Origin of the sequence: Mycoplasma corogypsi (genome assembly GCF_045276875.1) — a bacterium.
Classification (GTDB): domain Bacteria; phylum Bacillota_I; class Bacilli_A; order Mycoplasmatales; family Metamycoplasmataceae; genus Mycoplasmopsis; species Mycoplasmopsis corogypsi.
On the sequence record NZ_CP174163.1, the window covers coordinates 679,243 to 701,998 of the forward strand.

At 27.7% G+C, this 22,756-nt stretch carries 11 protein-coding genes and 1 pseudogene; all 12 read right to left on the reverse strand.

The window, feature by feature from the left end:
* Positions 1-61: 61 nt before the first annotated feature.
* The 12 genes and pseudogenes from ACJA23_RS02865 to ACJA23_RS02920 all read right to left on the reverse strand — a co-directional run bounded on the left by ACJA23_RS02865 (position 62) and on the right by ACJA23_RS02920 (position 22,753).
* A complete protein-coding gene (locus tag ACJA23_RS02865; protein ID WP_406613829.1) occupies positions 62-7,435 on the reverse strand; it encodes a hypothetical protein in 7,374 nt (2,457 codons plus the stop codon).
* A gap of 733 nt (positions 7,436-8,168) precedes the next feature.
* Positions 8,169-9,407: a DNA (cytosine-5-)-methyltransferase gene (gene dcm / locus ACJA23_RS02870; RefSeq protein WP_406613831.1), complete on the reverse strand. Its 1,239-nt coding sequence runs from the start codon at positions 9,405-9,407 to the stop codon at positions 8,169-8,171.
* A 15-nt stretch (positions 9,408-9,422) separates the two neighbouring features.
* Positions 9,423-10,394 carry a Sau3AI family type II restriction endonuclease gene (locus tag ACJA23_RS02875; RefSeq protein ID WP_406613833.1) on the reverse strand — a complete coding sequence of 324 codons (972 nt, stop codon included), beginning with the start codon at positions 10,392-10,394 and terminating at the stop codon, positions 9,423-9,425.
* Positions 10,345-10,656: a MutH/Sau3AI family endonuclease gene (locus tag ACJA23_RS02880; RefSeq protein ID WP_406613835.1), complete on the reverse strand. Its 312-nt coding sequence runs from the start codon at positions 10,654-10,656 to the stop codon at positions 10,345-10,347. The genes ACJA23_RS02875 and ACJA23_RS02880 overlap by 50 nt, the downstream gene beginning before the upstream one ends.
* On the reverse strand, positions 10,647-10,895 hold the full coding sequence (locus ACJA23_RS02885) for a hypothetical protein (RefSeq protein WP_406613837.1): 249 nt from the start codon (positions 10,893-10,895) through the stop codon (positions 10,647-10,649). The genes ACJA23_RS02880 and ACJA23_RS02885 overlap by 10 nt, the downstream gene beginning before the upstream one ends.
* Complete coding sequence (locus tag ACJA23_RS02890) at positions 10,888-11,103, reverse strand: helix-turn-helix domain-containing protein (protein ID WP_406613839.1); 216 nt, start codon at positions 11,101-11,103, stop codon at positions 10,888-10,890. Before ACJA23_RS02890 ends, ACJA23_RS02885 begins: the two co-directional genes overlap by 8 nt.
* Before the next feature lie 125 nt (positions 11,104-11,228).
* Positions 11,229-11,443 (reverse strand): annotated as a pseudogene (locus ACJA23_RS02895) (nucleoside triphosphate hydrolase); the annotation flags it as partial.
* Positions 11,444-11,796: 353 nt separating this feature from the next.
* Positions 11,797-11,922 carry a hypothetical protein gene (locus ACJA23_RS02900; protein WP_406613841.1) on the reverse strand — a complete coding sequence of 42 codons (126 nt, stop codon included), beginning with the start codon at positions 11,920-11,922 and terminating at the stop codon, positions 11,797-11,799.
* Between the two features lie 183 nt (positions 11,923-12,105).
* Positions 12,106-18,711, reverse strand: a complete 6,606-nt coding sequence (locus tag ACJA23_RS02905; RefSeq protein ID WP_406613843.1) for a hypothetical protein — start codon at positions 18,709-18,711, stop codon at positions 12,106-12,108.
* A gap of 9 nt (positions 18,712-18,720) precedes the next feature.
* Positions 18,721-19,110, reverse strand: a complete 390-nt coding sequence (locus ACJA23_RS02910) for a hypothetical protein (protein WP_406613845.1) — start codon at positions 19,108-19,110, stop codon at positions 18,721-18,723.
* A gap of 28 nt (positions 19,111-19,138) precedes the next feature.
* A complete protein-coding gene (locus tag ACJA23_RS02915) occupies positions 19,139-19,477 on the reverse strand; it encodes a hypothetical protein (RefSeq protein ID WP_406613847.1) in 339 nt (112 codons plus the stop codon).
* A gap of 441 nt (positions 19,478-19,918) precedes the next feature.
* Positions 19,919-22,753, reverse strand: coding sequence for a hypothetical protein (locus ACJA23_RS02920; RefSeq protein WP_406614760.1), 2,835 nt, complete (start codon positions 22,751-22,753; stop codon positions 19,919-19,921).
* Between the last annotated feature and the right edge of the window lie 3 nt (positions 22,754-22,756).

Sequence of the window (22,756 nt, forward strand, 5' to 3'; positions counted from 1 at the left end):
CGTAAATTAACTATTTCAAACAAACAAAAAGACTACAAGTTTTACTTGTAGTCTGTTTTTATTAACTTGCAATTTTTTGTTTTCTTAATTTAATTTTCTTTCTAAGTAGCACGATACCGGCAACTAGTCCAACAATTAAGATAGTACCAGTTACAGCTGCGATTGAAATAGCTACAGTATTAAAGAAATTTTGTTCATAATCCATGTTATATTTCTGGGTTAGTAAATTATCCATCATTAATTTAACATTTAAGATATCTTCATCATTACCTAGTGAATTAGATAATAAGTTATGTGACATTCTAAGTTCTTTAATAGTATCTTGTGCTTTAGTTTTAGTTTTGCTTGTTAATTTATAGTGTGGTGCATTATTGTAGTATTTTTCAAATTCATTTAATTGTTTAAGTAATTTTCCATACTCATTTGATAAATTAGTAGCTTTAGCAACCACTTTATCTACTTGTGCTTTACCACGAGATTTTTTGATTTGATCATTTAAAGTTGTTTTTAGTTCTGGACTTAAGTCATCAAAGTTTTGTATTTTATCTAAATTAACTTTAATGTTTGAATTATAGTTTTGTGTTCCATCTAGTTTAGCTTTAGCTTTTTCTAAATCATCTAAAGCTTTTTTAATTTTAGTTAAATCAGTAGTATTTAGTTTTAAATCACTTATAAGCTCATTTAACTTATTAGCAGCTTCTAAATAATCATTTCTAGCTTCATCAGAAGCGTATACATATTGATCTGATTCTTGTTCAGTTGATAGTAAGCTGGCAGCTTCTTTAACAACTGTAGCTTGTTTATCTAATTCGTTAGTTGTAGTGATTAATTCATTAACTTTATCTACTGAATTAGCATTTTCTAGTTGAGTTTTTAGTTCAGTTATACTATTATCATTTACTAATTCTTTAAGTTTTTCAATTGCTTGTGCGGCATTATTTTTAGCTGCTAAAACTTTGTTTTTACCATCTAAATTATTAATTGCATCATTTAAATCTTTAGTTTGTTTTAGAATTTTGCCACTAAAGTTATCATTAGTTAATTGTGAATCATCGATTAAGAATTTACCATCAACTAGTTTTAGGGTTGAATTAACTATATCATTATAAGCTTCTTTTAGAGCATTTTTAGAAGCTTCTGAAGCATTTACAAATCTTTCATCTGTATTTTCTTCTGTTATTTGTTTTGCTGCTGTTGCATTATCAATTAATGGTTTAGTTAGTTTTACTAATGTATCAACTGAATTAGATATTGATGATACTTCTAATGGATCAGTTTTAGAATTAACTAATTCTTCAAGTTTTGCTTTTAAATTGTCAGTTAAACTATTTTGAGCTTTCACTTTTGCTACTACAACATCTTTTTTAAGTTTTAATGCAATATCGTTTAATTTATCTGAAACTTTCTTATCAAAATCAACTACACCATCTTTAGTTAAAGTATTTATTTCACTTAGTAACTTATCTTTTTCACCTTGAGCTAAGTTAGCATAGTCTTCATTTGATTTTAGTTTTTCAATTGCTTTAGCTTTTGAATTTTCAAAAGCTTTGTTTAAAACTTCATTAATTCTAGCACCTAAATTATCACCGGTTGGAAGATTTTCAATTTCTTTAATTGCAGCTAGTTTTTGAGCTTCATCTAATTCTAAACTTTTAGCTAAAGCAACAATAGCTTGTAGTTTTTCTACTGATACTTTATTTAGTGTTACAGATGTATTATCGTTTAATTCATTTGATTTAGTAATTAAGTTTTTAATAGCATCAACGCTAGTAATTGCTGGATTAGGATTATTTAAGTTATCTAAATAATCTTTCATTTTGTCTTTTGTTACATTTAATTCAGCTTGTAGATCTTTTGAAGTAAATTTAATTAAATCAGAAGCCAGTGCTTTTTCTAATGCATCATTATAAGTTGAAGTTTTAGTTAAGCTATGATCAAGTGATATAGCTGCATCAGTTGTATTTTGAATTAGTTCAACTACTGATTTAGCTTCCATTAAGTTCTTTTGGACTAAAACAACATTTTTAATTTGATCTTTAGCAGCTATAGGTAAATGAGTTAAGCTATCAATAGTTTTCTTAAAGTTATTAATGTTTTCGTTTGAATTATCTGTTAAAGCATTTTTAGCTTTAGTTAAATTATTTAATAACTCAGCTAAATGATCTCCATTATATTGAGGATTTACTGAATCATCACTAGCAGCTTCACTAGCTAGTTTTAGTGTATTTTCATAATCTTGTTGTAAAGATGGATCAGCTAAACGATAAGTATCGCTATTTTTATCTAGATTACTAATTTCAGCTAATTTTTGTTTAAAGTCAGCCATTTTAGTATCTAAATCACTAGCTTGTTTTACAATACCGTTTTGGGCATCATTTAACATATCTACAGTTGTGGCTTTTTCGATTAAATCTTTAAAGTTAGCTTTTTGATCATTTGTTAAATTAGTTAAACCATCAATTTTATCATTGGCTTGTTTTTTCTGTTTAGCAAAGTATTCTTGTGCATCTAAAGCTGCTTTAGAATTTTCGATTAAAGTTTTTAAAGCTTCTAGATCAATAGTTTGGTTATTTCCTAAACCATTTTCGTTTATACCGTTATTTGCATATGCTGCTTTTAACGCTTCATCATAAGCTTGTTTCGCTGCTGGAGAAGAGTTTTTATATTCAAGGCTATCTTTAAATGTTTTATCAGCTTCTTTTAAAGTTTTAATTGCCTCAGCATATTTTTCATTTAAAGCTTGCGCTTCTTTTAAGGCATCTTCTATTTTTTGGGCATCATCTAATGATTTAGCTTTAGTTTTTAAGCTTGCTTTTAAAGTCTCTGATAAGCTAGATAAACCATTAATTGTTGAATCTACTTTTGCAACTGCTGTTTCTTTTGATGATGCTAATAAAGCAGTTTTTGTATCATTGAACTCTTTTAAGGTTTCTTTTAATTTAGCTTCATCAACTTCACTAGAAGTGTTATTAACTAATGCTGAAACTTTATTTAGTGCTTCATCAAATTTATTTCTATTAACCTCTGAAGCATGATTATAGTTAGCTGAAGTTTTACCTCTAACAGCTTGGTCAGTGTTATTAAATGCTTCACGAATTTGTTTCATTGCTTCTTCTAAGTTAGCAACTTTTTGATCTAGACCAGTATTAGTATCTGTTAATTCAGAAACTAAATTTTTACCATTAACTTCTGTTTTTAAAGCTTCTTTTTGCTGATCATTTAAGTTTCTTGAAACAGTAATTTTATCATTTAAAGCTTGTTTAGCATCAGCTAAAGTTTGATCCCCATTTAATAAGGCTTTTGCATCATTTAGAGCATTTTCAAAAGCTACAATGTTAAGGTTTTCATCTGTACCTTTATTATCATTGTTTAAACCAAATGTTGTTTTTAGTTTTTCTACTGCATCATCATAAGCTTTTTTAGCTGATTCAGTTGAATTTATGTAGTGATTGTGCTTTTTGAATTCATTAGCATCATTAATTTGTTTTACAACTTCTTTGTAATTGTTATTTAGTGCATCAGCTAAACCTAAAGCTGTTTTAATTTCTTCAACATCTTTGTAAGTTTTTAGATTAGTTTTTAATCTTTCAATTAAGTCAGAGTTTAATCCATCTAAACCATTAATTGTTTTATCAGCAGCCTTTGTAGCTTCGGCTTTTGATGATTCTAATAATTTAGTATTAGCTTCTGTTAGAGCGGTTAAAGCTTCATTTAGTTTCTCAGCTGTGTTATTGTCAGTTGTTGCACCTTTAATTACTGCATCAATAGCATTGAAAGCGTTGTCAAATGCTTTTTTACTTTCATCAGTTGCTTTTAAGTAATTATCAGAAGTATTATCTTTTACTTTTGCATCTAAACCATTATAGAAATCAACTACTTTCTTCATTGATTCATTTAAATCACTAGCCTTTTTGTTTATACCAGTTGTTTCATGATTAATTTTTTTAACAGTTTCAGCTTTATCAATTTCAGCTGTTAAATCAGCTCTTTGTTTTTCGGTTAAACTGGTTAATGCTTCTAATTTTGCTTTAGCATCAGCTTTAGCGCCTTCTAAACTATTTTTATCCTCTTGTTTAGCTTTTGCTAAAACTGCAGTTAAATCACTTAAATTATTTGAATTTGCTAACTCTTCTTCTAATGCTGATTTATTAGAAATGTTTTTAAGTTTATCTAGTTCTCTTTTATGTGATTCTTTTAATTTGGCTAATAATTTTTTAGACTCTTCTGCGACTTTTTCCAAAGTGTTAGCTGCGCCAATACTTGTATTTAATTCTTGTTTTTCGCTATCAGTTAAAGTATCATTTTTAGCTTCTTCTGTAAATGTGGCTTTTAATGCTTCAACTACTTCGGTAACTTTTTTAGCAACTTCTGCATCAACATCATTAGTGTTAAATCCAGCTTCTAGAATTTTTATAGCTAATTCTTTTTTAGTTTCTTCACTAATTCCAACTACATTGACTAATTTTTTGATTTCTTCTAGCTTTTTAGTGTTTAAATCAAGATTAAGCTTATTTTTTGTATCAGTTAAACTAGTTTTTACTCTTTCTAATTCTGTTTTTAATAATTCAGCAGTTAGATTTTCTGTTGAGCCTTTTAAAGTTTCAAGTTGATTTTTATATTCTGCTAAATTGTGCTTAATAGGTGTAGTTTTATCATTAGTTCAACCAGATATATCAGCAGTATCAAAGTTTTGAATTTTTGCTTCAAGTTCTGATAATTTTGTAGCAAGATTACCTAAAGTTTTATCTAATTCACTTGAAGTTGAAGCAACAGCATTTAACGAATCTCTGTCAGCGCTTAATTGTGCTAATTCTTTTAATTGGTTTCTTTTTTCAGCACTTAAATTATTTAATCCTTCGATTTCAGGTAGTTTTTTAGCTAAATAAACATCCCCATCAAGTGCGGTTGTAGCAGCTGATAAATCACTTACAAATTTGGTAGGAATAGCTTGCTTACCATTATAATTTTGAGGTAAACCATTAGTACCTTCTAATAGAACTTTAAGATCAGTATTTGTATTGTCTTTATCAATTACATTACTTGATTTTTTAAGAGTTTCATTGAATGTATTTTTAGCATTTGCATCAGAGAATTTATATTTATCTGTTGCTACACCATTATTTTCTTTAGCAATTTTGGATTCATTAACTTGTGCCTTTATTTGCTTCATTAATTCAATAACAGGAAGTAAATATCCTCTGTTTGATTTTTCAGTTGTATTAGATATTGAAACTGATCAATCACCATTAGCAGAATATTCAAAATTATTACCATTATATGAGCCATTGTTAAGGTGTTCACCTGTGTAATTTGCTATTGCATCTCTAGGATCCTCAACTTCAACAATAAACCTCATAAAATCATTATATTGAGCAGTTGTTAATACATTTTTGTTTTCTTTTAACTTGCTAATTACAAATGTTTTCGCAATTAATTCATCAATAAAATTATCGCCATAACTTAGTGGTTCAAAATCAGTTTTATCAGCCGCACTTGTTATCGCTTGTGGTAATGGATAATTCGAATTTGAGTTGCTAGTTAATTTATATTTCTCTAAAATACCATTTTTAATTTTAGAATTAGTTGCATCAAAACCACTTAATATTGGTTTAGTCACTTCCATACCATTAGAATCGATATAAGTTTCTGTTGGTGTCATCGCTAATAGTAAGCTACTTCAAAATTCTTCATATTTCGGAATAATCTGACTTATTCCATCATCAAAAACTAAATCATCAGTAACTCTCGATGTTGCATATGGGAAACTTTGTACTAGTTCATCTATTTTAGATTTGGATACAACATGATTTTCACCAAATCCACCTTTTCCAGATTCAAGAGCAGAGACCTTATTTAGAGCATCATTAACGATATTTTTTAGACCATTAGTAACTTCTTTAGCATAAGTGTTTAATAATCTATTTAAATCATCTTTTACTTTTGTTGTTATGCCACCATTTACGTTATAGTAAGGAGATCTATTGTTATTAAAATTCTGATTAATTCCATTAATCATTTGCTGTAAATTTCCTTTATTAGTCCCTCTTAAGTATGCTAAATTAGAATTTGAAGCATTAATTTTATTATTTAGCTCTGTTGTTAAGAATTTTAGTTCAATTAAATCTTTATATTTTGCGTAAAATTCATTAGCTTTATCGGCAGAAGCATCCTTATTAGCTTTTTTATAATATGTAAATAATTCTTTGTAACTGTCGAATAATACAGATTTTGCTTTTACGTGTCTAGTAGCGTTGTAAATATTAGTAAATATTGTGAATTTTCTGTCACCTGATTCTAAAGCCTTATACGTTTCTGCTAATGTAGAGCCTAATTTTTTTGATAAATCATTTGAATCAAAATCATTTGTAATTTTTTTGTTTGCAGAATTAAAGTCAGTAATAAACTTGTAAAAAGCTTGTAGTTTAATCGATTCTTGCGTTGTTTGAGGACCATCTAAAATAGAGTATGATTTATTTCTTTCATCTTGGTTAGATAATCAATATACAGGAGAACCTATTACACTGAATTGATATCCAAATATTGAAGGGCTTGCATTTCAGTATTGATATTCTCACCCATTAGTCATAACATGTAAAGAAGCAGAAATTGTGGGCGTAGTTCTAGAGTTTGTAGGGATAGGATCATTTAAATATGTTTTAGCAAGATATGTATTTCAGAAATCAGAAAGAATATTTCTAGAAGTCTCTAATACATTATAAAAAGTTGATCCACTGGCAACTGCCTTGAATTGTTTATCATTTCTAGCTGTACCAGCAAATGTATTTGATCATCATCTAATTTTTGGATATAATGGATTATTCAATCTTTCAATTAATAACACTTTTTCTTTATTTGCATCTCTACCTATAGCATTATTATTTGAACCGAAAATTTGTATAGGTCTATCGTTTGGATTGTGTTTCTCACTGGCTGCGAAATATTTGTACATATTTCAAGAACCCCAGTTATTAGCAAACATATCCCTTATATATAAATAAGTTTCATTAATAACATCTCGCACATTATCTCTCCATTGTTGCGGAGTTCGAGACACACTATTTATTACAACTGGTTCATTAGTTTTTAAATCAAGTACTGCTTGATTTGTATCAATCCATTTTTTAATTATTGTGAACGCATTAAATTTTTCATCACTATTATTATTACTTATAGCTTCTTCAAAAGTGTTAGCATTAAAATTTATATTTAATACTTCTTTGATTTCTGGAACTAGTCTTAGATAATCATTTAAACCGAAATAATTACTAAATTTAAAACTTGTTTTTAAATAGTTGGTTTTCTTCGGTCTACTAGCGAAAACGTCAGAATCGTTAATCCCACCTGTAACTCCAGTACTAGAAACAGCAACTAACACTAATGGTGTTAAAGTTGCTCCAGATATCAATCATTTATTGAAGTGTTTTTTATTTTTCATATCATCCTTTGTGATTTCTGCAAAAAGTTGCAAAAAGTGAAAATATTATAATCAAAAAAAAAAAAAAAAAACAATGGAGACAAACGGTGAAATGTGGAAACGTTTACACATTGATAAAATTGACTAAAAAGCTGATAAATTCGATATTTTTGGTTTCTATTATTTCCTTAAAATTGTCTTACTTGTCAAGATTAGTATCTCTTAGGTATAACTTAATAAAGCATAATTTTTCCATTTTCTACAATAAATTCAAACTATTAGTATAAATTGTTATATATTCATTAAAATAGGTAAAATAATTAGTTACTAAAGTATTTATGAATGTTAAACAATAATAACCGCTAGCATTTTCTTGTATCAACAAGTATGTTACTTCTTGATTAGCTATTTTAAATAAACAAAAAGACTACAAGACTTGCTTGTAGTCTGTTTTTATTAACTTGCAATTTTTTGTTTTCTTAATTTAATTTTTTTCTAAGTAACACGATACCAGTAACTAGCCCAACAATTAAGATAGTACCAGTTACAGCTGCGATTGAAATAGCTACAGTATTAAGAAATTTTGTTCATAATCCATGTTATATTTTTGGTTAGTAAATTGTCCATTATCAATATTCTTTTTCCAAACTAATCAATGACTTAGCAATTTCTACATAGCTTTTATCAGTTATTTTTCTTAATTTCTTTTTTGGTATATTTTTAATTCATAGTTAATATCTTTTTTTAATTTTCTTTATTCTATAGAAATAATATTCCGAAGCAATGGTTCCATTCTTGAGACAATACCTGTAACAAGTGCATTCCCCATCATGAAATACCTTTTCTTTTCTGTCATAGTATTTGTCCAATTCATTGGAAACATTTGAATTAATTCACACTCAATAGGAGTTAATGTTCTATATTGCTTTATTTCTTCATCAAATATAATGTGTGATGATCTATTAACCGTTCCCTCACTTGTCAACATTGTTCTTGCAGGTTCATTTAAGTTTTCAGGAAAAGACATTTGTCCCTCACTATAAATATATGAATGACCATTTTTCGAAGTTCTTTCTATACGCTTTGTTCCCTTTAAATATTTCCATTTTTTAAGAGTATCTTCTTTAACAATATATTTAGTTAAATCTATATCTTGAACACTAGCTTGATTAATAATTTGCCCTAATGAATATTTTTCTTCGATGATAGGTGTAATATCTGAATGATTAACTATTCCATCAACCATAACCCCACAATCTAGGAATTTCCCATCTGAAAAATTATTTGATATTTCTACTGTATCTTCATATTTTGTTAAATCAACAACCTTTATTTCACCTTTTAATTTTGCTTTAAATTCTAAATTAAATATATTTTCATTTAATTTGATTTTTTGTCTCTGATTTTGTGCGAATTGTAAATGTCTCTTATATGCAAAAATGAATACTCTTTTTCTTTTCTGTGGCATACCATAATCAGCTGCATTAATAACTCTCCAATGAACATCATAATTTAATTCATCAAAGGTTTTTAACATAATCGCAAAATCTCTTCCTCTTTTTGATGCCGGTGATTTTAGTAGTCTATCTACATTCTCTAATAAAACAAATGGGGTATTTTTAGCAAGTAATACATCCTTTATATCCCAGAATAAAACACCTTTTTTTCCCTCAATACCTTTCTCTTTGGATAATGATCTTGCTACTGAATAATCTTGACAAGGGAATCCTCCTACAAGTAATGAATGATTAGGTATATCTCGCTTTATTACTTTATTTATATCTTCATTCGAATGATTATATTCCCCGAATCTTTGAACATAGCATTCAAATGCATGCTGTATTTTAGTTGATGGTTCAAATTGATTTGCCCAAACAAAGTCCCATACATTATTTTCTATCGCTCTCCCATTAATGTCTATTTCTTTTATTTTATTAAGTCCAACTCTAAATCCTCCGACCCCAGCAAATAATTCCACTACTGTTAATTCCATATAATATACCTCCTACTAAATATCATCTATTATCTTTGATATATAGTCATTATTAAGCCAAAAACACTGATGAGTCATCTTATCCCCATTAGGAAGTGTATCCATATCTGTTTCATTCCCCTCACCATATCAAATCCCATTAATTAAATATGCACTCTTTTTAGAGTGTGGTCTTAAATGAAATATCTCGTTATCACTTTTCTTTGGCAAATCGTTGCTAACTATTATCTTTCCTGTTTTTTGTTGTTTCACTTCAAAATTTACGCCTGTTAAAAATTTTTGTTTGTAACTTTCCCACTCTACTTTACCAATCATTTCTAACTCATCAATCGGCATATTTCAAAACTTTGCTCCTCTTAGAACATAGTCTCCATTGTCATTCTCCTTGAATACAACAAATAAAAATCTAGTTGACTCAAAAAAATCATACTCAAATGAGTTTTCAAACTCTTGCTTCACAAACTCTTTGATAATTATTTTAGGGAAAGACATACTTTCCTTAGGCTTTCCATTCTTTTGAACTCGAATTGTTTTAATTTTTATATTTGCTTTTTCAAACTCTTCTGCATTGTTTGTTTTTATACCTAACATTCTATTCGTTAAAGTTCTATTTATTTGTTTAGAGTTTGTATTTGTATCTATTGAAAATTCTGTATATAATTCATGCTCCGTTTTGCCAATATTGCTATTAATCTTTTCTAAGACTTTATCATCAAAATTTCCATTTTTTAATTCTGACTCACTAAATATTGAGTCATAATTCAATAGACCCTCATGAGTATAATTGTTCAATATATAGGTCATATATGACTGTTTTAGAGAAAAAGCTCTTCTTTTTGCCGGCACTAAGTCATTATAATATTGAGGTTGCAAACTTTTATCCGCTGTCTGTCCTTTAGTGCAAGCGCCTAAATACTTTGTATCTCCCTCAGAAATTTTATGGGCATTTCCTGTCATTACTTTTTCAACTATTTTTTTTATAATCATCAATAATTATCTTTAAATCTTTTGATAATACATCACTATATAAGTTAAATAAATTAACATAATGAATCTTATTTAATATTCTAGGCTGTGTTTTTATGCGATGATACCAAATTAAAAGAATTAATTTTAACTTGCTCTCTAAATGAGATCCTTTAAACTCTTTATCAATCGGCTTATCAAAAGGTATCATCGTTATAACAAGTCTTTCTCCTGCTCTCAATCCCTTAGAATTCTTTTCGTACGGAGTCACTTTTAATTCCATTCCAACCTTATCAAAATCTGGTATAGAGTCACTATTAGGCTTGTAAAAAAATAGTGTTCCTCAAGCAAGTTCCCTAATCCCCCTTTTGCTTTAGGATTATTATAGTAATTTGTTTTTTCATCGAGTTCTTTGCCTTTAAATATACGACTTAATACATCAACAAATGATTGTTCTATCAAATCAGTTGAGTATCTAAAAATATCTTTAATGTTAGCATCATCGTATGGTAGCTTATTCATAGCTATCCTCTCTAACAATTTCTACCACATCTTCAATTTTGCAATCCATCGCTAAACAGATTTTTTCTATTGAATCAAGGTTTACATAAGTATTTTTGCTCATCCTTGATACTACATTACTTGTTATATTCGCAGCTTTTTTCAAGTCTTCTTTATTCATTTCTTTTTCAACTAACAAGTGTCATAAAGGTTTATAACTGATAGCCATTTTATATCTCCTTGTCTTATTAAACATTGTTTTAAATTATAGCATGAATTAGTAGAAAAGTCATCTACAACAATCTAATACTTGTGTTTGCGTTAGTGTTTTTCAAGATAGTCCTATTTTCAATACTTTTGTCTTTCTTTTTCTTTTACTTCTCTATCTCTATTACATTTACAGCAGCCTTAAATATCATTCTCCTTCTGAAAAACTCTAATACTTGTCCCTCTTCTTCTTTCACAGCATACCTTTCATTATGAATGTCAGCTTTTGATGTATTCTTATTTTTAGAATCAAAGGTATATTCCACATCTTCTATCATAACTTTTTCTAATTCTTTATTTATAGATGTACTACTTTGTTATATTTCACCCATGTAGGATATTGGTGTTGTATTATTTCACTGATTTTTATGAGACCAAGAAAGGATTGTTGCTTTTGTATTTTTAGAACGATTATAAGTAAAATTTTTGAGGTAATATTCGCCCTTAAATAAGTATTAAATTTATTTATTCATTGTTTAATGATTGTATAAGCATTAAATGTATCATTTGTTTATTCATTGCTTTACTATATATTGGAGCACTAAAATCAATATTTAATACTTCTTTAATTTCCTTGCTTTCTAAATAGTCAATTAACGCTATTGTATAGATGGCATTTAGTTGTGTATTAATAAATGTTCTGCTTATATTTAGTCTATAAAATAGAATTTGGATAATTAATACCAACAGCTACATGGCTATTTGATGCAGCTACTAACACTATTGGTGTTAAAGCATCTCAAGATATCAATCATTTATTGGAGTGTTTTTTATTTTTCATATCATCCTTTGTAATTTCTGCAAAAATGTTGCAAAAAGTGAAAATATTATTATCAAAAACAATGGCGACAATCGATAAAATCAGAAACATTTACACATTGATAAAATTGACTAAAAAAAACTGGTAAATTAGCTATTTTAAACAAACAAAAAGACTACAAGGCTTACTTGTAGTCTGTTTTTATTAACTTGCAATTTTTTGTTTTCTTAATTTAATTTTCTTTCTAAGTAGCACTATACCTGCAACTAGGCCGACAATTAAGATAGTACCAGTTACAGCTGCGATTGAAATAGCTACAGTATTAAAGAAATTTTGTTCATAATCTATGTTATATTTTTGGGTTAATAAATTATCCATCATTAATTTAACATTTAAGATATCTTCATCATTACCTAATGAATTAGATAATAAGTTATGAGACATTCTAAGTTCTTTAATAGTATCTTGTGCTTTAGTTTTGGTTTTGCTTGTTAATTTGTAGTGTGGTGCATTATTGTAGTATTTTTCAAATTCATTTAATTGAACAAGTAATTTTCCATACTCATTAGATAAATTAGTAGCTTTAGCAACCACTTTATCTACTTGTGCTTTGCCACGAGATTTTTTGATTTGATCATTTAAAGTTGTTTTTAGTTCTGGACTTAAGTTTGTAAAGTTTTGAATTTTATCTAAATTAACTTTAATGTTTGAATTATAGTTTTGTGTTCCATCTAGTTTAGCTTTAGCTTTTTCTAAATCATCTAAAGCTTTTTTAATTTTAGTTAAATCAGTAGTATTTAGTTTTAAATCACTTATAAGTTCATTTAACTTATTAGCAGCTTCTAAATAATCATTTCTAGCTTCATCAGAAGCATATAAATATTGATCTGATTCTTGTTCAGTTATAAGTAAGCTGGCAGTTTCTTTAACAACCGTAGCTTGTTTATCTAATTCATTAGTTGTAGTGATTAATTCATTAACTTTATCTACTGAATTAGCATTTTCTAGTTGAGCTTTTAGCTCAGTTATACTATTGTCATTTACTAATTCTTTAAGTTTTTCAATTGCTTGTGCGGCATTATTTTTAGCTGCTAAAACTTTGTTTTTACCATCTAAATTATTAATTGCATCATTTAAATCTTTAGTTTGTTTTAAGATTTTATCACTGAAGTTTACATTAGTTAATTGTGAATCATCGATTAAGAATTTACCATCAACTAGTTTTAGGGTTGAATTAACTATATCATTATAAGCTTCTTTTAGAGCATTTTTAGAAGCTTCTGAAGCATTCACAAATCTTTCATCTGTATTTTCTTCAGTTATTTGTTTAGCTGCTGTTGCGTTATCAATTAATGGTTTAGTTAGTTTTACTAATGTATCAACTGAATTAGAAATTGATGACACTTCTAATGGATCAGTTTTAGAATTAATTAATTCTTCAAGTTTTGTTTTTAAGCTGTCAGTTAAACTATTTTGAGCTTTAACTTTTGCTACTACAACATCTTTTTTAAGTTTTAGTGCAATATCATTTAATTTATCTGAAACTTTCTTATCAAAATCAACTACACCGTCTTTAGTTAAAGTATTTATTTCACTTACTAACTTATCCTTTTCACTTTGAGCTATTTTAGCGTAGTCTTCATTTAATTTTAGTTTTTCAATTGCTTTAGCTTTTGAATTTTCAAAAGCTTTGTTTAAAACATCATTAATTCTAGCGTTTAAATTATCACCAGTTGGAAGATTTTCAATTTCTTTAATTGCAGCTTGTTTTTGGGCTTCATCTAATTCTAAACTTTTAGCTAAAGCAACAATAGCTTGTAGTTTTTCTACTGATACTTTATTTAGTGTTACAGATGTATCATCGTTTAATTCATTTGATTTAGTAATTAAGTTTTTAATAGCATCAACACTAGTGATTGCTGGATTTGGATTATTTAAGTTATCTAAATAATCTTTCATTTTTGCTTTTGTTGCATTTAATTCAGCTTGTAAATCTTTTGAAGTAAATCCAATTAAATCAGAGGCTAGTGCTTTTTCTAATGCATCATTATAGGTTGAAGTTTTAGTTAAATTATGATCAAGCGATACAGCCGCATCAGTTGTGTTCTGAATTAGTTCAACTACTGATTTAGCTTCTGTTAAGCTATTTTGACCTAAAACAACATTTTTAATTTGATCTTTTGCAGCTATAGGTAAATGAGTTAAGCTATCAATAGTTTTCTTAAAGTTATTAATATTTTCGTTTGAATTATCTGTTAAAGCATTTTTAGCTTTAGTTAAATTATTTAATAACTCATCTAAATTATTTCCATTATATTGAGGATTTACTGAATCGTCACTAGCAGCTTCTTTAGCTAGTTTTAGTGCATTTTCATAATCTTGTTGTAAAGCTGGATCAGCTAAACGATAAGTATCACTATTTTTATCTAGCTTACTAATTTCAGCTAGTTTTTGCTTAAAGTCAGCCATTTTAGTATCTAAATCACTAGCTTGTTTTACAATACCGTTTTGGGCATCATTTAACATGTCTACAGTTGTAGCTTTTTCAATTAAATCTTTAAAGTTACCTTTTTGATCATTTGTTAAATTAGTTAAACTATCAATTTTATCATTGGCTTGTTTTTTCTGTTTAGCAAAGTATTCTTGTGCATCTAAAGCTGCTTTAGAATCATTGATTAAAGTTTTTAAAGCTTCTACATCAATAGTTTGGTTATTTCCTAAACCATTTGCATCTATACCATTATTTGCATATGCTGCATTTAATGCTTCATCATAAGCTTGTTTAGCTGCTGGTGAAGAGTTTTTATAGTCAAGGCTATCTTTAAATGTTTCATTAGCTTCTTTTAATGCTTTAATTGCCTCAGCATATTTTTCATTTAAAGCTTGAGCTTCTTTTAAGGCATCTTCTATTTTTTGAGCATCATCTAATGATTTGGCTTTGGTTCTTAAGCTTTCTTTTAATGATTCAGATAAGCTAGCTAAACCATTAATTGTTGTATCAACTTTACCAACTGCTGTTGCTTTAGATGACGCTAGTAAAGCAGTTTTTGTATCATTAAACTCTTTTAAGGTTTCTTTTAATTTAGTTTCGTCAACTTCACTAGAAGTATTATTAACTAGTGATAAAACTTTGTTTAGTGCTTCATCAAATTTATTTCTATTTTCCTCTGAAGCATCATTATAGTTAGCTGAAGTTTTACCTCTAACAGCTTGGTCAGTATTATTAAATGCTTCACGAATTTGTTTCATTGCTTCTTCTAATTTTGCAACTTTTTGATCTACACCACTATTAGTATCTGTTAATTCAGAAACTAAATTTTTACCGTTAACTTCTGTTTTTAAGGCTTCTTTTTGCTTATCATTTAAGTTTCTTGAAGCAGTAATTTTATTATTTGAAGTTTGTTTAGCATCAGCTAAAGTTTGATCCCCATTTAATAAGGCTTTCGCATCATTTAGAGCTCTTTCAAATGTTTCAATGTCAAGCTTTTCATTTGTACCTTTATTATCATCGCCTAAACCAAATGTTGATTTTAGTTTTCCAATTGCATCATCGTAAGCTTTTTTAGCTGATTCAGTTGAATTTATGTAGTGATTTTGCTTTTTAAATTCATTAGCATCATTAATTTGTTTTACAACTTCTTTGTAATTGTCATTTAATGCATTAGCTGAACCTAAGGCTGTTTTAATTTCTTCAGCATTATTGTAAGTTTTTAGATTAGTTTTTAATCTATCAATTAAGTCAGCATTTAATCCGTCTAAACCACTAATTGTTTCATCAGCAGCCTTTGTAGCTTCCTCTTTTGATGATTCTAACAATTTAGTATTAGCTTCTGTTAGAGCGGTTAAAGCTGCATCTAGTTTCTCAGCTGTGTTATTGACGGTTGATAAACCTTTAATTACTGCATCGATAGCATCAAAAGCGTTGTCAAATGCTTTTTTACTTTCATCAGTTGCTTTTAAGTAATTATCAGAAGTTTTGTCTTTTACTTTTGCATCTAAACTATTATAGAAATCAACTACTTTCTTCATTGATTCATTTAAATCATTTGTTTTTTTGTTTATACCATTTGTTTCATGATTAATTGTTTCAACAGTTTCAGCTTTATTAATTTCATCTGTTAAATCAGCTCTTTGTTTTTCGGTTAAATTGGTTAATGCTTCTAATTTTGCTCGAGCATCAGCTTTAGCACCATCTAAACTATTTTTATCTTCTTGTTTAGCTTTTGCTAAAACTGCAGTTAAATCACTTAAATTATTTGAATTTGCTAACTGTTTTTCTAATTCTGATTTATTAGAAAGGTTTTTAAGTTTATCTAGTTCTCTTTTATGTGATGCTTTTAGTTTTTCTAATAACTTTTTAGACTCTTCGGCGACTTTATCCAAAGTATTAGCTGTACCAATACTTGCATTTAATTCTTGTTTTTCATCATCATTTAAAGTTTCATTTTTAACTTCTTCTGTAAATGTTGCTTTTAATGCTTCAACTACTTCGGTAACTTTATTAGCCACTTCTGTATTAACATCAGCAGAATTAGATCCAACTTCTAGAATTTTTGTAGCTAATTCATTTTTAGTTTCACCACTAATTCCAACCACTTTGACCAATTTTTTGATTTCTTCTAGCTTTTTGTCATTTAAATCATGATTAAACTTATTTTCTGTATCAGTTAAACTAGCTTTTACGCCTTCTAATTCTGTTTTTAATGATTCAGCAGTTAGATTTTCTGTTGAGTCTTTTAATGTTTTGATCTGATTTTTATATTCTTCGAACTTTTGTTTAATAGTGGTGGTTTTATCGTTAGTTCAAGGATTTGTTTCGCTTGATTCAAAATTCTGAACTTTAGTTTCAGCTTCAGTAATTTTAGATTCTAATTTTCCTAAAATATCATTTAATTCTTTGGAAATTTTGGCTATTTCATCAAGAGCATCTCTATCATTACTTGTATTAGCTAATTCTTTAAGTTTAGTTCTTTTATCACCACTTAAGTGGTTTAGTCCATCTATTACTTTTAGTTTTTCAGATAAAAATTTATCACCATCTAGTGCAGTTGTTGCGGATGATAAATCAGTTGCATATTTAGTAGTTAATAGTGTATTGTTAGTTCCATCATAATTCGCTGGTAAACCAGTTGTATCAGCTAATAAAGTCTTTAAATTAACATCTTTATTTGACTTATCTAAAACTTTTATTGATTTTTCGTAATTTTGATCAAAAGTTTGTTTAGCTTCAGATCTTGCAAATTTATATCTATCTGAATTTTTTCCATCAACTTCTTTAGCATTTTTAGCTTTATCTATTTCTTTTTTGATTTTATCCATCAAGTCTATAACAGGTAATAAATATCCACGAGGTGATTTTGAATCAGGATTGCTAATTGATGTTGATCACTCACCATTTGCAGAATATACAAAATCTTTTCCATTAAATGTACCATTATTAAGATTTTTACCTGTTAAGTTCGCAATAACGTCTCTAGGATCCTCTGCTTCAACAAAAAACTTCACAAAATCATTATATTGTGCATCAGTAAGTAATGATTTATTTTCCTTTAATATATCGATTGCTTTAATTTTTGCGACTAAAGAATTTATTATACTTTCACTATAAGATAAAGGATTATTTTCAGCAGAATCATTATTTTTTAGAGCTAGTTCTACTGGATCATTAACACTAGTTTTATATTTATCTAAATATGTTTTCAGTAATCCATTTTCAATTTTATTTGATGATTCATTGTATCCGCTTAAAATAGGTTTAGTTATTGGTTGACCATTTTCATCATTAAATGTTTCTTTTGGTGTAATCGCTAGTAATAAATCATGTCAAAATTCTTCATATTTTGAAACAACATTTGCTAATCCATCATTAAATACTAAATCACTATTTAGTGTTGGAGTTGCATTAGGGAAGTTTTTAATTAACTCTTCAATTTTTTCTTTTGAAATTATATTATTAGCGTCAAAACCACCTTGACTTTTATTTAAAGCACTGATTTTATCAAATGCTTTTTTTGCAATATTTTTTAAACCATTTGTCGCTTCTTCTGCGTAGCTCTTAAGTAATCTTTCAGTTTCTTCTTTAATTTTTGCTTCATTAGGTTGATGATTATTACTGAAATATGGATTATTTTGGCTTGTAAAATTAAATCTTATTTCTTGGATTATTCTTTTTGTATTTTCCGGTCTTGAAGCATTTGAGAATTGTAGCTTGTTACCGTTATTATTGATAGTCGATTCAATATCATTTGTAAATTTTTTTAATTCTATTAAAGTTTTATATTTTTGATAGAAATCATTTGCTTTATCGGAATTTGCATTTTTGTCAGCATTTTTATAATAGTTATATAAATCTAAATAATCCTTTTGTAATACTTTCTTTGTTTCTAGTTTTGTATAATTTAAATTATTGAATATATCATTAAATATTGTTATTTTTCTATTCCCAGAAACTAAAGCATCAAAAGTATCATTTAATGCTTTAGAAAGCTTATTTGGTAAATTTGCATCTGCAAATTCACTGTTCACACTTGCATTTGGTGAATCAAATTTTGTTAGAAAATTATAAAAATCTTGTAAATTTCTTCCATCAACTGTTGTCTGATCACCCTCTAATTTTGAATATGAATCACTTCTTTCACTTTCATTTGACAATCAATAAACTGGTGAGTTTATAATACTAAATGAGTACCCAAAAAAAGTTGGTGAAGCATTTCAATACTGGTGTTCTCACATAAAATTATTTTGTAAACCGTAAACATTTAATATTGAAAACCTTGAATTTGTGTTTAAACCAGTTATAGTATTACGCAATTTATTATTTTAATAGTCTCCAATTGTGTGTCTAGAAGCAAATAAAAGATTATATAATGGTGAATTTTTAGCAGTTTCACTGAATGTTTTGGTTCTATTTGTACCATTGGAAACATCAAAATATCATGCTATTACTGGATCATTAGGGTTTGCTAATTTTGTTTTTAATAAAACTCTTTGATTACTCCATACAGGTCCAGTTGCATTATTATATGAACCAAAAATTTGAATCGGTCTGTCCATTGCGGTAGGTTTTTCATGAGCAGCGAAATATTTGTACATTGCTCAAGAACCTCAGTTGTTACTAAACATATCTCTAATATAATTGTAAGTTTGTTCAATTACATTTCGCACATTATCCCTTCATTCTTGAGGAGTAGCAAAATACTGACCAATCATAATTCTTCCATTACCAGTATCATTTAATTTACTTTGATGATCATTTATTCATTTTTTTTATAATAGTATATGCGTTATATTCATTATCATCATTGTTATTGCTTTTTGCTTCTGCGTAAGTGTTAGCACCAAAGTTTATATTTAAAACTTCTTTTATTTGGGGAGTATCAAGATAATTTTCTAATTGATCCTTATTTTTAAATGACATATTAGATTTTAAGAAAGTTTTTGATTTACGCAGATTACCAAATGGATTTGGGTCGTTTATACCATCAGCTATTGGGTTGCGAGAAGCAGCAACTAGCACTAATGGTGTTAAAGTGGCTCCAGATATCAATCATTTATTGAAGTGTTTTTTATTTTTCATATCATCCTCTGTGATTTTTGCAAAAAAGTTGCAAAAAAGTGAAAATATTATAATCAAAAAAAAAAAAAAAAAAAAAAACAATGGAGACAATCGGTAAAATGTGGAAACGTTTACACATTGATAAAATTGACCAAATAAGCTGATAAATTGGGTATTTCTGGTTTCATTTATTTGCTTAAAATTTTCTTGCTAGTGAAGATCAGTCCCTCATAGGGATAACTTCATTGCGCGCAATTTTACCGTTTTCAATAGTAAATTCAAACTATTTGTATAAATTTCAATATATCCAATAAATTAGGTAAAATAATAAGTTACTAAAGTATTTATGAATGTTAAACAGTAATAACCGCTAGCATTTTCTTGTATCAACAAGTACGCTTCTTCTTAATTGCTATTTTAAACAAACAAAAAGACTACAAGGCTGCTTGTAGTCTGTTTTTATTAACTTGCATTTTTTTGTTTTCTTAATTTAATTTTCTTTCTAAGTAGCATGATACCAGCAACTAGTCCCACAATTAAGATAGTACCAGTTACAGCTGCGATTGAAATAGCTACAGTATTAAAGAAATTTTGTTCATAATCCATGTTATATTTTTGTGTTAATAAATTATCCATCATTAATTTAACATTTAAGATATCTTCATCATTACCTAATGAATTAGATAATAAGTTATGTGACATTCTAAGTTCTTTAATAGTATCTTGTGCCTTGGTTTTAGTTTTGCTTGTTAATTTATAGTGTGGTGCATTATTGTAGTATTTTTCAAATTCATTTAGTTGAACAATCAGTTTGCCATACTCATTAGATAAACTAGTAGCTTTAGCAACCACTTTATCTACTTGTGCTTTGCCACGAGATTTTTTGATTTGGTCATTTAAAGTTGTTTTTAGTTTTGGACTTAAGTTTGTAAAGTTTTGTATTTTATCTAAATTAACTTTAATGTTTGAATTATAGTTTTCAGTTCCATCTAGTTTAGCTTTAGCTTTTTCTAAATCATCTAAAGCTTTTTTAATTTTAGTTAAATCAGTAGTATTTAGTTTTAAATCACTTATAAGCTCATTTAACTTATTAGCAGCTTCTAAATAATCATTTCTAGCTTCATCAGAAGCGTATAAATATTGATCTGATTCTTGTTCAGTTGAAAGTAAGCTGGCAGCTTCTTTAACAACTGTAGCTTGTTTATCTAATTCATTAGTTGTAGTGATTAATTCATTAACTTTATCTACTGAATTAGCATTTTCTAGTTGATTTTTTAACTCAGTTATACTATTGTCATTTACTAATTCTTTAAGTTTCTCAATTGCTTGAGCTGCATTATTTTTAGCTGCTAAAACTTTGTTTTTACCATCTAAATTGTTAATTGCATCATTTAAATCTTTAGTTTGTTTTAAGATTTTGGCACTAAAGTTATCATTAGTTAATTGTGAATCATAGATTAAGAATTTACCATCAACTAGTTTTAGGGTTGAATTAACTATATCATTATAAGCTTCTTTTAGAGCATTTTTAGAAACTTCTGAAGCATTTACAAATCTTTCATCTGTATTTTCTTCAGTTATTTGTTTAGCTGCTGTTGCATTATCAATTAATGGTTTAGTTAGTTTTACTAATGTATCAACTGAATTAGAAATTGATGATACTTCTAATGGATCAGTTTTAGAATTAACTAATTCTTCAAGTTTTGTTTTTAAGTTGTCAGTTAAGCTATTTTGAACTTTGACTTTTGCTACTACAACATCTTTTTTGAGTTTTAGTGCAATATCATTTAATTTATCTGAAACTTTCTTATCAAAATCAACTACACCATCTTTAGTTAAAGCGTTTATTTCATTAACTAACTTATCTTTTTGATCTTGAGCTAACTTAGCAAAGTCTTCATTTAATTTTAGTTTTTCAATTGCTTTAGCTTTCGAATTTTCAAAAGCTTTGTTTAAAACATCATTAATTCTAGCACCTAAATTATCACCAGTTGGAAGATTTTCAATTTCTTTAATTGCGTCTTGTTTTTGAGCTTCATCTAATTCTAAACTTTTAGCTAAAGCAACAATTGCTTGTAGTTTATCTACTGATACTTTATTTAGTGTTACAGATGTATCATCGTTTAATTCATTTGATTTAGTAATTAAGTTTTTAATAGCATCCACACTAGTTATGGCTGGATTTGGATTATTTAAGTTATCTAAATAATCTTTCATTTTGGCTTTTGTTGCATTTAATTCAGCTTGTAGATCTTTTGAAGTAAATTTAATTAAATCAGAAGCTAGTGCTTTTTCTAATGCATCATTATAGGTTGTAGTTTTGGTTAAGTTATGATCAAGTGTTAGAGCTGCATCAGTTGTATTTTGAATTAGTTCAACAACTGATTTAGCTTCTGTTAAGTTATTTTGAGCTAAAACAACATTTTTAATTTGATCTTTTGCAGCTATAGGTAAATGACTTAAGCTATCAATGGTTTTCTTAAAGTTATTAATGTTTTCGTTTGAATTGTCTGTTAAAGCATTTTTAGCTTTAGTTAAATTATTTAATAACTCATCTAAATGATCACCATTATATTGAGGATTTACTGAATCATCACTAGCAGCTTCACTAGCTAGTTTTAGTGCATTTTCATAATCTTGTTGTAAAGCAGGATCAGCTAAACGATATGTATCACTATTTTTATCTAGCTTACTAATTTCAGCTAGTTTTTGCTTAAAGTCAGCCATTTTAGCATCTAAATCGCTAGCTTGTTTTACAATACCGTTTTGGGCATCATTTAACATATCTACAGTTGTAGCTTTTTCGATTAAATCTTTAAAGTTACCTTTTTGATCATTGGTTAAATTAGTTAAACCATCAATTTTGTCACTGGCTTCTTTTTTCTGTTTAGCAAAGTATTCTTCTGCATCTAAAGTTGCTTTAGAATCATTGATTAAAGTTTTTAAAGCTTCTACATCAATAGTTTGGTTATTTCCTAAACCACTTGCATTTATACCGTTATTTGTATATGCTGCTTTTAATGCTTCATCATAAGCTTGTTTAGCTTCTGGAGAAGAGTTTTTATATTCATCGCTTTCTTTAAATGTTTCATTTGCTTCTTTTAAAGTTTTAATTACTTCAGCATATTTTTCATTTAAAGCTTTAGCTTCTTTTAAGGCATCTTCTATTTTTTGGGCATCATCTAATTTTTTGGCTTTAGTTTTTAAGCTTTCTTTTAAAGCTTCTGATAAGCTAGCTAAACCATTAATTGTTGAATCAACTTTAGATAAAGTTTTCGCTTTTGAAGAATCTGTTAAAGA